Source organism: Bacillus sp. OV166 (assembly GCF_900177675.1).
GTDB lineage: Bacteria > Bacillota > Bacilli > Bacillales > Cytobacillaceae > Neobacillus.
Map to the genome: position 1 here is coordinate 3,118,005 of NZ_FXWM01000001.1, position 13,285 is coordinate 3,131,289.

The 13,285-nt window shown below is 36.3% G+C and carries 13 protein-coding genes; 7 read left to right on the forward strand and 6 right to left on the reverse strand.

All coding sequences use genetic code 11. From position 1 onward, the window contains the following. Window positions 1-251 precede the first annotated feature (251 nt). Window positions 252-986, reverse strand: a complete 735-nt coding sequence (locus tag CCK98_RS36285; protein ID WP_256942354.1) for a hypothetical protein — start codon at window positions 984-986, stop codon at window positions 252-254. Window positions 987-1,552: 566 nt separating this feature from the next. On the opposite strand from CCK98_RS36285, the gene CCK98_RS15090 reads away from it, so the two are divergent. From CCK98_RS15090 to CCK98_RS15100, 3 genes are all read left to right on the forward strand, one after another. Then, window positions 1,553-2,434 (forward strand): alpha/beta fold hydrolase, encoded by an 882-nt coding sequence (locus CCK98_RS15090; protein WP_088087325.1) that lies wholly within the window; start codon window positions 1,553-1,555, stop codon window positions 2,432-2,434. A gap of 244 nt (window positions 2,435-2,678) precedes the next feature. Then, a complete protein-coding gene (locus CCK98_RS34865; RefSeq protein WP_142292160.1) occupies window positions 2,679-2,864 on the forward strand; it encodes a hypothetical protein in 186 nt (61 codons plus the stop codon). A 238-nt stretch (window positions 2,865-3,102) separates the two neighbouring features. Next, window positions 3,103-3,816 (forward strand): MBL fold metallo-hydrolase, encoded by a 714-nt coding sequence (locus CCK98_RS15100; RefSeq protein WP_088087327.1) that lies wholly within the window; start codon window positions 3,103-3,105, stop codon window positions 3,814-3,816. A 124-nt stretch (window positions 3,817-3,940) separates the two neighbouring features. On the opposite strand, the gene CCK98_RS15105 is transcribed toward CCK98_RS15100, so the two are convergent. Next, the gene (locus CCK98_RS15105; protein ID WP_088087328.1) at window positions 3,941-4,855 is read right to left on the reverse strand and encodes a tetratricopeptide repeat protein; all 915 of its coding nucleotides are present in this window, start codon (window positions 4,853-4,855) and stop codon (window positions 3,941-3,943) included. 301 nt (window positions 4,856-5,156) lie between these two features. Beyond that, window positions 5,157-5,654 carry a CBO0543 family protein gene (locus tag CCK98_RS15110; protein ID WP_088087329.1) on the reverse strand — a complete coding sequence of 166 codons (498 nt, stop codon included), beginning with the start codon at window positions 5,652-5,654 and terminating at the stop codon, window positions 5,157-5,159. 414 nt (window positions 5,655-6,068) lie between these two features. Between CCK98_RS15110 and CCK98_RS35400 the strand changes: the two genes are divergently transcribed. The 3 genes from CCK98_RS35400 (at window position 6,069) to CCK98_RS15120 (ending at window position 7,214) form a co-directional block, all read left to right on the forward strand. Continuing rightward, window positions 6,069-6,233, forward strand: coding sequence for a hypothetical protein (locus tag CCK98_RS35400; RefSeq protein ID WP_179195813.1), 165 nt, complete (start codon window positions 6,069-6,071; stop codon window positions 6,231-6,233). Between the two features lie 82 nt (window positions 6,234-6,315). Then, window positions 6,316-6,825 (forward strand): acyl-CoA thioesterase, encoded by a 510-nt coding sequence (locus CCK98_RS15115; protein WP_088087330.1) that lies wholly within the window; start codon window positions 6,316-6,318, stop codon window positions 6,823-6,825. A gap of 17 nt (window positions 6,826-6,842) precedes the next feature. Further along, window positions 6,843-7,214, forward strand: coding sequence for a hypothetical protein (locus CCK98_RS15120; RefSeq protein ID WP_088087331.1), 372 nt, complete (start codon window positions 6,843-6,845; stop codon window positions 7,212-7,214). A 1,044-nt stretch (window positions 7,215-8,258) separates the two neighbouring features. Here CCK98_RS15120 and CCK98_RS15125 read toward each other — a convergent pair. Beyond that, window positions 8,259-9,509 carry an IS110 family transposase gene (locus tag CCK98_RS15125; protein ID WP_088087332.1) on the reverse strand — a complete coding sequence of 417 codons (1,251 nt, stop codon included), beginning with the start codon at window positions 9,507-9,509 and terminating at the stop codon, window positions 8,259-8,261. Between the two features lie 815 nt (window positions 9,510-10,324). Here CCK98_RS15125 and CCK98_RS36825 point away from each other — a divergent pair. After that, window positions 10,325-10,876 (forward strand): hypothetical protein, encoded by a 552-nt coding sequence (locus tag CCK98_RS36825; RefSeq protein ID WP_306298943.1) that lies wholly within the window; start codon window positions 10,325-10,327, stop codon window positions 10,874-10,876. Window positions 10,877-11,103: 227 nt separating this feature from the next. Here the strand turns inward: CCK98_RS36825 and CCK98_RS15140 are convergent, their stop codons facing one another. After that, the gene (locus CCK98_RS15140) at window positions 11,104-11,364 is read right to left on the reverse strand and encodes a hypothetical protein (RefSeq protein ID WP_088087334.1); all 261 of its coding nucleotides are present in this window, start codon (window positions 11,362-11,364) and stop codon (window positions 11,104-11,106) included. A gap of 211 nt (window positions 11,365-11,575) precedes the next feature. Beyond that, the gene (locus CCK98_RS15145) at window positions 11,576-13,108 is read right to left on the reverse strand and encodes a GNAT family N-acetyltransferase (protein WP_373408534.1); all 1,533 of its coding nucleotides are present in this window, start codon (window positions 13,106-13,108) and stop codon (window positions 11,576-11,578) included. Window positions 13,109-13,285 lie beyond the last annotated feature (177 nt).

Sequence of the window (13,285 nt, forward strand, 5' to 3'; positions counted from 1 at the left end):
CTTCCTCACCCAGCCATAGAAATAGTATTGACGGTTTTAATATGTTTTCATCCTCTGTGGTGCATCGCAATTTTGCGATGCATGGTGACTAACGGGTGCAAGAGTTAAAGAAATAGGATCGCTGTTTTTACTTGGAATACCGCATCAGGTTGTTTTATAAATTAGGAGGACGTTCATTATTCAACTATCCTCCTTTTTATAGTTAAGATTCAACCAATCGCTCTATAAAACAATTGGTGTTTTTGGTTATTTTAAAACCTTCGAGCGGTAAAGGTATTCCTGCTTTCAGGACCCCAATTTTCTCCCCCAAAACCTGTTCTACCTTCTAGATTAACAAAGCACGGCAGCACCGTATATTTAACACCTGGAGTAGCGTTCAGGTTAAAAGTCATTAAAAACCTTTTTTTTGAATTTCCAACAGGTGTAATCTTTACCATATTAGGTGTAAGACTATTTGTAGGAAGGAGATTCATATTACCTCCTTCAACAGTTGCAATGTCGGACGGTCTATCCAAATTATTTCTAATCCAATAATTACTAACATTTGTTGCAGATTGCATATCGGTCGGTTGGTCATAGGTTATTTCAATTTGATTAGGAGCTGTTTGTCTTGCAACGGTAAGAACTGGGTGAGGAACCATTTGAGGATTTTGTCTACCAGTAGGCATCATTTGTCCCGAATACATTTGGGAAGGCATACCAGAGTAAGGCATCATTTGTCCCGAATACATTTGGGAAGGTATACCAGTGTAAGGCATCATTTGTCCCGAATACATATGAGAAGGTATACCAGTGTAAGGCATCATTTGTTCCGAATACATTTGGGAAGGCATCCCAGAGTAAGGCATCATTTGTCCCGAATACATTTGGGGAGACATCCCAGAGTAAGGCATCATTTGTCCCGAATACATTTGGGACGGCATCCCAGAGTAAGGCATCATTTGTCCCGAATACATTTGGGGAGACATCCCAGAGTAAGGCATCATTTGTTGTTTTCCTCCTTGAAAAAAATGTAGTCATCTAACCATAATTAATGTATGTACTGGTTTGATTAATGTTAAAATTCTTAAATGAATTCTAACATAAGTAAATCTGCTATTTTTGCTTCAACTAACTGGTGCAAGAGTTGAAGATCAGCTGTCATCATGGCAGCCTTTCTTTTTGTGCTTACGAGGGAGTTTAGTAAGCGAGGTGTATTACTATTGTTCAATAATCGGGCCATTTTATGGTGTAAGAAGGATTTCTGCAGGTTATATCTTTAAGTTTAAAGTTACACCATTAGAAGGTCCTTTAATGGCATAAGGTAACTAATTTAAGGCAATGCCAGCGCAACTAACACCCCACGCAAAGTGGATGTTAATAACTGGTATTAATTAAACCGTATTTCGGATAAAGTTCCGTTTTTGTCCATGCTCGCCGCCATCATTATTACGATAATGAAAAAAATTGACGGGAGGATCTCATTACGTTAAATAACCGATAAAAAATACTAGACACCTCCATATCTGAATATAAAAAGATAGAAGGTTACTAACTGAGAGGGGATGGACAGATGGTAAGCTGCCACATTGCCACAATTGATGGTCTACGTATTTTTTACCGGGAAGCAGGAAGTCGCAGAAATCCCGCGATTGTGCTGCTCCATGGTTTCCCGAGCTCCTCCCATATGTTCCGTAATTTAATTCCATTTTTGTCCGACCGTTTTTATGTCATTGCCCCTGATTATCCAGGCTTTGGAAACAGCAGCATGCCTGTTCCCGATGGATTTACCTACACGTTCCATAACATCTCGCTTGTTATGGAAAAGCTCCTGGATCTGCTTGGTATCAAGCAGTCAGTCTTCTATGTTCATGATTATGGAGGTCCCGTCGGATTCCGCATTGCTGCTCGCCAGCCGTCAAGGGTGCTTGGATTTGTTATTCAAAATTCCGTTGCTCATGAAGAGGGACTTGGCAAGCCGTTCGATCTATTTAAAGCTTTGTGGAAAGACAGAAACCGAAGCACTGAAGCGGCAATGGGAACCTTGCTCACCTTTGATTTCACAAAGAAGCAGTATCTTACCGGTGCTTGCTCCCAGGATCTGATCAGCCCGGACAGCTATTTGATGGATCAGCTCTTCTTGAACCGCCCGGGTAATGCTCAAATTCAATTGGAACTTGCCTACGACTATCGGAAAAATGTAGAACAATATCCCGTTTGGCAGCATTATCTGCGCACGAAGCAGCCCCCAGTGACAGTTATCTGGGGGAAAAATGATTTTATTTTCACATTGGATGGTGCTATTGCCTATAGCAAGGAACTGTACAATGTGGAATCCCACCTTCTTTGCGGCGGGCACTTCCTTCTCGAGGAACAGACTTGGCAGGTATCACAGCTAATTAAAAGCTTCTTTTTATCAAGGCTAAGCAAATACGGCCCTTCAACCATAGGTTGAAAGATATTGGCCCTGTTACCCTTTTAACCTGCAAACAAGGCTACAATTATAATTTGGAGCTATGCTCGGATTTTTAGATTGTGAAGGTTTCTACTTAAACTATAGGGTGCTTTACTTTAACAAGGGTAAAGCCTTTTTTCTTGTTCCACTAACGAAGCAGGTTAGTGGAAGAAGGATTTATGAATATGGGGATAGAATCAATAAGTATAAATCCAATTTAGCTTGTTACTTTAGGGGGAAAATTGTGTTAAAAATAAATAAGAAACTGAGTATCCCGCAAATATTATTTACTGCGTTTTTTGTTGCCACGTTAATTACTGTTTCGGACTCTTTCATAGAATGGGATAAACCAATATATCACGGTATCTATGCTGGTGTACTTTTTATTGTTGGTGTAGTAATTGCTAAGGTCATCTTTAAGGATAAATAGTCAATTGAAACAAGGGATTGCAGTAGCAATCCTTTTTTACTAACGAAGCAGTTTAGCACAATAAGACATTAACTAAATGTAAACGTAATGGTGAAATTTTTTGAAAATAAATATTGACAAAAAATTTTATTTATGGTATAATAATAAATTTGTATATTGAAAATATCCTCCATGGATGGTAAATTAATCCTAAGTAATTTTTTAGAAAAAACTTACTTATAATTTGGGAGGAGATTAAATGAGAATCGATAAAGGATTGGCAATGTTAGAATTAAAAATTCAAGGTTTCGGATTAAACCCAACATTGATATGGGATGATGAAATGGCTGTTTTAGTTGATACTGGTATGCCTGGACAATTGGAACAAATACGTCTTGCTATGAGTGAAGTCGGAGTCTCCTTTGATAAATTGAAAGCCGTAATTATAACTCATCAGGATTTAGACCACATAGGTTCCCTCCCAGAAATACTAAACCAATCCAATAACCATATAGAAGTGTATGCAAATATTTTCGACAAACCATATATTGAAGGAACGTTACCTCTTATTAAAACAGACCCGAATCGAATGAGTAAAGAACAATGGTCATCATTACCAGAACAAATGCAATTTTTATATAAGAATCCTCCGAAATCAAAGGTAGATAAAACATTAGAAGACGGTGAAGAAATTTCATATTGTGGTGGTATTCAAATTATTTTTACACCAGGGCACACTCCAGGTCATATTAGTCTCTATTTAAAGCAAAGCAAAACTCTTGTCGCAGGTGATGCTATGGTAGTAGTAGATGGTGTTTTACGGAGACCCATACCACAAACGACATTGGATTTGAAAACTGCAATTGACTCTCTTGAGAAATTTTTAGACCTTGATATTGAAAAAGTGATCTGTTACCACGGGGGGTTATGTAATATTAAGGATAAAAAACAAATTGGAGACTTATTGAGCTAACGGGTGCTTGAGTTGAATAAAGGGTTGTAACGGCAGCCGTCTTTTTTTAGATAGGCTCTGTTAAATAATATGTTGATTTTTTACAGACAAAGAAAAAACGCTTGAACCAAGCGTTTTTTTATTATTATTCTTGATATTCAGGATGGTTATGACGTTTACATCCAAAAAGATAACAAGCCGTCTCTATCGATGTTTCAAATTCCATTTTGGGAAAATAACCTTCTGAAATTCGAGCATATATTTGTCCATACTCTTTCTTTTCAGCAATCAATTCTTTAATGCGTTCTTGCTTATCACTTTCGGTCCAATCCTCATCGCATTCTTCTTCATGCATATCTTTGATTTCTTCAATTTTTTCATTTATTGTTTCATTAAGCAATTCTTGAGCACGAGTTGGATTATTTAGATTTATCAACGAGTAAACATATCGACTAATCCAATTGGGATTTTTTGCATAAACGTCCCAACCCTTTTCAAACCATAGTACAGCCTCTTCGTGACGGTTCAACTCAACATATAAGTCAGCTACATCAACCTCACCGACAAATTCATCATCCTTTTCGGAGAATGTATCGAGTTTAAGTTTAGCCTCATTTATATTTCCTAATTCAATTAAACACTTTATATGGCTATACACTGCCCAATCGGAAGGTTCCGAACCAAGTAGAAAAAAGTTTGATGCATCTTTTATTTGTCCTAGATGATAATGAGCAACACCTAAATTATTATAAGCGATTCTAGTAGGATGGATAGCAATAGATTTCTCCAATATATCTTTGGCTTTTTCCCACTTTTCTAACCTCAAATAAACCTCAGCTAATAGATTGTATGGAAAATGGGATGTTGGATTCATATTAATCGCTTCTTCCAACAAACCAACGGCTTTCGAATCATCATATTCTTCATAGCAATAGATCCACGAAAGATTAGTCAATGATTGAATGTCCCTGGATATTTTTACGGCTTCTTGGAACATTTTTAATGATTCTTCATAATTATTCTCTTCAAGTAATTCAATCGCATTTTGATTGATATTCAAAAAAAATCGCCTTCCTATCCTACTTAGTCGGTTAATCTAATTTTAGCATTTAATTCTATGCAGTATGAAATTTTGATTTACGAATGCTTTCGTATGTTTCTTCAACAGGAAATTGAAATTTTCCCTAGTAATTTCGGTTACAAATACGTTCAACACTAAAGAAAAACAATATATCTTATTGAAGTAACGGAGCAGGTTAGTTGAAGAGAGAAATGATCACTTTATGTCGCATTTGACAAAAATTATGCAATAAAAAAGCTAGGAATCATATACCTAGCGGTTAAGCAGCTTATATATTTTTTCATTTTATTAATTCATTAAATTTATTTTTCCTACTTATGAAATATGCAAGTATATAGATAAAAAATTGTATAACAAAGGAATATAAGTAGTTCCACTTGACCGGGTCATAAATTCCAATCCAATCAACAATCGGAAGAGCAATCAATGAAAAGATAGCAAACAAAAGTGCTTTTATAAATAGATTGGTTTTCGGTTTAGTTTGTATTAGAAACATTACAGTTATAGGTAAAATAAAAATGCTAAAAGGAATGTAAGTGGAAAATGCTGGGTGCACATCGTAATCGTACTTCCATAAACCAAAAAAAGTTCCAATATAGTCTAAATGTGCTGAAATAATAGCTACTATTAAACCTGCATATTGTAAACGATCGCTGCTTTCTTTATTTCTAAATTTAATCCAAAGGGCTAGAGGGATAACAATTAGTAATACACCTATCCACCAACGCCAAGTAAATAATGAATGTGTATACCAAGCATCTAAAACTTGGTTATGCAATCTTAAAGACTTAATGTAAAACTTGCTAAAAACCGTTGTAAATAAATATATTGATATAACCTCTTTATATTATTTGATTTTCATCACATAAGGACTTTCTTTTTTTAATGATGATGACTTAAGTATTAACAAATATCTATTATTTATGTTCTTAAAAACAGTTGTTGCACAATACGAACAAAATGTACAGTAAATGAGAAGTGGCTTGTTAAACTATCGGGTGCAAGAGTTGAAGATCAGTGACTGCTTCGGCAGCTTTTTTTGCTTGTTCCACTAACGGAGCAGGTTACTTTAAGAATGATTAAAGTGCAAAATAAGAAATAAGAGTTAAAATAACTATACAAATAGCACCTTTTTAGCATTGTATTTAACATTATAATTAGCAGAATCACTTTGTTCCGGTAGTAGACTGGGTTGCTCTCAGCCTTCACTTCCACCTTCGGTGGAGCATCATCTGCCGCGGGTGCAAAAGCAGCAGATGAAAAATTCCAAAATTATCAGAAAGAGCAACAGCATTTGCTGCCATCACCGGAAGAGGAACGCCGGAAAAAATTCGACGTTATTTTTGGAAATATGTAACTCGTTTAATTGATAGAACATTTCCCTATACTAAGAGTAGCCGTTTGAGAGTAAGAATAATTGCTTTATATAGGGTGATGAAATGGAAGCGAAAAAAATTAAAGATACGCGTGTTATTCATACCGATCAGGTGTTGATTAATGATTTGAATAATTATCATACATTATTTGGCGGAGTTCTAATGAAGAAGATGGATGCATGCGCGACACTTTCGGCTCGCAAGCATTCGCGAGTAAAACAATGTGTTACGGCATCGACAGATTCGGTTAATTTCCTCCATCCCATTACGCAAAGTGATGCAGTCAGTATCGAATCGATTGTTTGCTATACAGGTAGAAGATCGATGGAGATTTTCTGTAAAGTGGTTGCTGAAGATCTTGAAACCGGGGAACGAAGAATTGCCGCTACTGCATTCTTTACTTTCGTCCCTCTAGATGAAAATAAAAGACCGTTGGAAGTCCCTGGAGTCATTCCAGAAACAGAGGAAGAAAAATTTCTTTACGAAACCGGAAAAGAACGCGAAAAAATTCGCATGATCAAAAGGGAGCAAAATAAAAAACTCGTATCCAGACTTACATCGGACAAACCATAGGATTAGGGGTTGATGATATGTTGGTATCAGCAAATTATAACGAATTGAAAGATGCAAAAATTGCCATTGTAAACTTAAGTGCAACAAAACCATCTATTTATGATAAGTTGTTAAATATCATTGAACTAACCCGTCAACTAAATTATGGGTATGAATACATGGGATCGTTACTCATGGATGAAGACTCAAGCCAATTTAAACCGATAGCCAAAGATGATTATGTATTGTCCGTCTATCATCGGGAAATCGAAAAATTAAAAAAAGACCCAAAATTCTTTGAACTAAAACAGTTGCTAAAAGAGTATCGACAAGTGAGTTATGCTAATATCAGCAAGTTGGTATTGGGAAAAAATCCAAGAGAATTAGTCGGTCCAACTGTGATTCATTAAACAAAACGAGGCTGGGAAGGAAAAAATTTCCTTTCCAGCCTGTTCTGTTTATAGAAAAAGAATAATTATCTCCTATGAAAACCTACTTCAATTTAGTTAGGAAGAAGAGGATAATTCCTGGGAAGATGCTTTAACCAGGAATATTGTCTTTTCCTATACATTAAAATGTAGATTGTGAAGGATTGTACTTAAAGTAAAGGGTGCGATTGTTCAATAATGGCAGTCGCTTTCCTTGTTCCGCTAACGGGGCAGGTTAATTGAAGAGAGAACCATTGTTTCTCCCAAAAATTGAGTTACCTTTAATATTCGCACTTAATGTTATAATGTAATCAAATAGTTAATGGAGTGGGGAAATTGAAAATTCCTTTGTATTTTAATTTAGCAGCTATAATCCTCATTGTTTTCGGTATCTGTGTCATAGAGATAACATACATTCGTGTACTTTTTTGTATAGGCTTAATAATACAGTTTGTGTCTTTGATAATAGATTGTATTGATAAGTTTTCAAAAAGAAAGAATAAATTTCTTTAAATTGTGATGACGAGGGACAAGTTTGTGAAGAAATGTACTTAAACTCCCTCAGTTTAATACGATTTTCTCCCGAATACTCGCTTATTCGCAGGATTTCATGTACCTTGATATTTTGTAACGATAGAATATAGAGGGTCAGATCCATTATTAGCTTCGTGGAGGCATAGTGAAATAGAGGAGTGTAATTGCACTCCATATTTTACCATATGATGTACATGCTCCACGCCGCCCCTGGAGGCTTTCCCTCCCATGTCTCAACGGGTCATTTGCCCTTTCATTCCTTCGTTATGCCTATCCAAGGGGTGGAGGCCAGTTTTGCTAACGGGATGGGTCAGAGCCCTTTTGTTTAAGTAATCTGGTACTCCGTACATATTTAAAATCCTACGAATAAGCCAACATTCGATTTGTATCATAATAAAGTGTATTGTTTTCTATTACTTTTTCCATGTCCTAAATAAGAACGAGTGATATTCTAATATTCCATTCGCACTAAGCTGCCATAGGTGTTATTGTTTAAAGTTTTTCAGAATTATAGGATTCATTTCTTCGAGCCATTCCTACAAAAATTCTAGCCAACTTACCAATCAATTTCATAATTGATTTCATTTTCTTCATTTTTTTAACCTTAACATTATGGGTGTGGATTCCTTTAAATTCTGGGTTGTTCATCACAAGGCTCATTGTAGCTAAGTAAAGGAATCTCCGTAGCCTTGACCTTCCACGTTTTGATAAAACAATTTGCCCTTTCCACTTTCCAGAACTAGCTTCAGCTAGGTGTAAACCAGCATGTCGAAGTAGCGAATTACCGTGAGAAAATCCACTAATATCTCCAGCTTCACCTAATATGCCAGCTAAAGATATTCCACTAATTCCTTTAATGGTAAGCAGCTTTTTAGCATAAGGAATTTTATTCAATACATCGGTAACTTGCTTTTCAACTCTTTCGAGTTGTATTACTGCTAAATCATATTCTTCAAGTAATTGCTCCAAATGAAATTTATAAGCATCTAGTGCTTGTCTTGAACCGATGGAATTCTTGGCTACCTGGAGGAGTAATTGGGCCTTTTTTAATCCAGGTTGCCTCTTCATCAGAGATTTCCAGCCCATAATAATCTCATGAGGCTGCTTGGTGGCCAATTCCATAGGAGTTGGAAATAGGCGAAGGGTTGCGATTGCTCCTTTTGCAGTAATGTCTTTAAAGACTTGTCGGAGTTCTGGAAAGACAATATCTATCCAGCGATTTAACTGATTGATAGAACTAACAAGTCGCTTAACCACTACATCACGGTTAGACATTAGGACCCTTAGTTTTTCAAATGATTCTGATGTGTATCTAACCTCGGAGTAGTAGCCGTTCTTTACCATATCAGCTATAACTAATGCATCTTTTTTATCACTTTTTGACTGAGTATTATCACGGTTTTCTTTATTCCTCTTTACTAAATGTGGGTTCACCGTTACTACCTCAATATTTTGTTTAAGGAGCCATTTTGAAAGATTGATCCAATAGTGTCCAGTTGGTTCCATCCCAACAATTTCTTCACATAGGTTGTTTAATCTTTGAAGATTTTTAATCCATTTTAGAAAACTAGTAAATCCTTCTTCATCATTTTTGAATGTAAGAGGATCTCCGACAACAATTCCACGGAAATTTACGGCTCTGCCGACATGAAATTGTTGTGCAATATCCACGCCGACAACCAGATGTTTAACGGAAATTCTTTCTATTAGTTGATTTTGTTTGTTCTGCATTTTAAACTTCATAGTAGGGTTCCTCCTAAAGTTGTGAGTTAGAGTGGTGTCTATACTCATATCTTACTGAGGAGCCCTATTTTTTTCAAAGTCGAAAAATAACAATCTACAGGAATGCTAACGGGTAGCGTTAGTTAAATAAGGGTACTCGTATATTAAAACACAAAAAAACACTTGGGAGATGACGAGGTTTTTTTTATTTACACGCAATCAAAAAATATTCGTTAATTTTATTCATCTTGATGTGTAATTAACTATAAAAAAAGTGCTGATAAAGCCAATACCTATAATAAAAGAAATAAACGGCAAATCACGGTCAGATGACTTTTTAAATATAATGACCGCTAAAACAAACGAAAAAACGGTACCAATAAGTAAAATTCTATTTACCCACATAAGTAAGATACTATCTAACCATAGCAAAAAAATTTCTCCTTCTATTTTGATTATGATAATCCAATAAAAAAGTTAATCTCTAATTTGATCAGCGGATATTGCTTCCTCTAGAACTACAGTTATGGCTTAATAATTATATTATAAAAGCAATTTTTTAAGTTCTGATGAATTTTATGTAAACGTTTTTTTAAGTTTTACCCCTATTGTGAAGTAAAGATAATAATAACTCGTTGAAGAATAAGGGAGTTGATAGAGGCTTCTTCATAACCGTCTAAGTTATAGTCATTTTTGGTTATTGTACTAAAGAAGCAGTTTAGTTGAATAAGGATTCAGTACCAAAGATAGATATATTCCAGCAAAAGATCAAAATGTGTTATTGTTTAAATATGATTTTTGTCTAGGGTAGAAACATGAGAAAGGTGTGCAGAAGTGTGAACAAAAGAATATTTATGATTTTATTTACTGTGATTTTAATATCTGTATTTGTGGGTTGCGGAAAAATCACTGAACATACTTCGTCAAAAAAAGTGCAATCCCCAACGAGCACGGCTTCTAAGACTGTTGAAACCAATAAGAGTACATCTGCCGATGACACAGAAAAACCAACGAGTGATAGTGAACCCAACAAAAGTGTTCCTGCATCTAGCACTTTAAAGGCAACAGGTACAACGGACGGATTTGATTACAGCAAATATACCCTAATTGTAGTAAACGGCGGGGATATGTCAGGATATAGACAGCCGAATGTCAAAGTAGATGTCGGATTTGGAGAACGGGAATATTGGGCGTATACAAATGAATACGGTCAGCTAATTCGTGTTGAGGCGAAAAATATAACACTTCAAAATCCGAATACTGATCATGTTTTGTCATCAGGTAGATATTACTCTGATGAAGCAAATGTTCCTGGTACAGAGAGTCCAACCTTGGATAAAGGGCATGTAATTGCTGACTCACTTGGGGGAGTATCTAACGCTAGGTAAAAAATCACTTAATATTTGAAGGACCTGAAAGGACTTAATGAAACTACCGCTTCTTCTATAATGAAAAAAGACATTGTCAATTATTTTTACAAGCTGCTCTTTTTCAAAAAATGAATCAAGTGTGGTCGCAATATAGGCCATTTCCTGTAGAGAATAATGGAGTTGAAGTTGAGAGAAGAGTTTATTTTTATTTGGAATAAACACGGATTGATTGGGGATTAATTTCGTTAATATTGGATGAGGGGCTTCAATAACAATACCTTCACGAAATGCTTATTAATAAATGATTCCTCTTCCACCTTATCCAGTTTATCGCCGTATATAAGGGAATTTTTATAATAAATAAGATAAAATCTTTCGTTATCTGCTGTTATCACATCAATTACTTTGGTTCTTGCAAATAGGGCTGTTCGATTAACATTTCCTTTTACCATATTCTTTCTATCCTTTATGGATAATTCAGTTGGCAACATAATCTCTTTATTCATTTCAACTTCCCCCCAATAGAATATAGACACTGATAAAAATCATTTGCTAACCTTTTGGTTTAATTATAGCATAAGTCCAAAATAATGTTCCTCTGCGCATTATCCCAGAAGTTTACTTTCCAATTCCCGAAAAATAAGGGTGTCAGGAATTGTCTAAATTCGGTGCCCGATACCCTTATTTTCAGTTTGGAAAAGTACGACGATCTTTAACTTAATCCGCCTTTAGGTTTGTCCTTTCAATTCGATACAAATCATGCCGCCGGTCTCGTAATTGGCTCATGGAACCGGATTTCCTTGAACGTCTCAGCTGCTCAAGGTCTACGTCTCCGACAACCACTGTATCTATGTTTGCGTCACATTCCCCGACAATGCCATCCCGTGCAAATTCAATATCTGAAGGGGAGAAAATCCCCGATTGGGCGTATTGAATATCCATGTTCTCAACGTGTGTTAAGTTACCCACTGTTCCAGCAATACAGGTATATATTTGGTTCTCAATGGCTCGTGCTTGGGCACAGTAGCGTACCCGAAGATATCCTTGGCGATCTTCTGCACTAAATGGGACAAAAATTATATTCGCTCCCTTTTGAACTGCGATTCTTGCTAGTTCAGGAAACTCGATGTCGTAAGAAACCTGAATAGCTATTTTTCCGCAATCGGTGTCAAAGACGTGTATCTCATTTCCCTCAGCGATTCCCCACCACTTTTTTTCATTAGGGGTCACATGAATTTTAGCTTGTCTTTCAATCGATCCGTCTCTGCGGAATAGAAAGCTGACATTGTATATATCACCATTTTCTTCAACAAAATGTGTTCCGCCGACAATATTAATGTTATATCTTACAGCGAGCTGCATAAATAGTTCAATGTATTGATCCGTATAGGTTGCAAGCCGTCTTACTGCCCGGTCCGGGCGTTTTTCTTCCAGAAAGGACATCAATTGGGTGGTAAAAATCTCTGGAAATACGGCAAAGTCAGATCCGAAATCAGCTGCAACGTCTACATAATATTCAACCTGGGTACTAAAATCCTCAAATGATTCAATTTTCTTCATCATATACTGTACTACGCAAACTCTAACAGGGAATGATGTTCGATAAATACGCTTTGACTTTGGACGGTAATCGACGTTGTTCCATTCCATCAAAGTGGCCATAGAGTCAGAAGCCTTGTCATCTGGGAGGTAGCTTGTGTTGATCCGTTTAATGGTAAAACCTTGAAGGAGCTGGAAGGATAACACCGGATCATAAATGTTATGCTTCTCCACTTCTGCTACGTACTCACGAGCGGTCATTTCATCCTTGTATTTGTGATAATTAGGAATCCGCCCTCCGATGATGATGCTTTCAAGATTTAAACGAACAGCAAGGTCTTTTCTAGCCTCGTAAAGGCGATGCCCTAATTTCATGCGTCGGTATTCTGGATCGACCATCACTTCAATCCCATATAAATTGAGTCCATTAGGATCATGATTGGTGATATAGCCATTGTCCGTGATGATGTCCCAAGTATGCTGGTCATCATATTCGTCAAAATTGACAATTAGGCTTGAACAGGAACCGACAATTTTGTCCTCATATTCCACACAGAACTGACCTTCAGGGAAAATTCGAATGTGACTAAGCAATTGTTCCCTCTTCCAGGGATCCATGTTAGGAAAGCAGACTCTCCCTAACGCTATAATTGCATCAATGTCTTCGATGCGTATATTTCGGATGATTATTTTCTTCTCATATTTTGACATATCTGTCTCTGACACGTTCTCACACCCCTGCTTTAGTTGTAATGCCTATGTAGTTACATAAAAAATGGACTCTCCCTTTAACCAATTGCCATTTTTCATTTATGGTTCCCTTTATTGACAAAATTAACTATACTCTTCCTAACTAATAGGTCAAATCATTGCTACTTTTATTCAAAC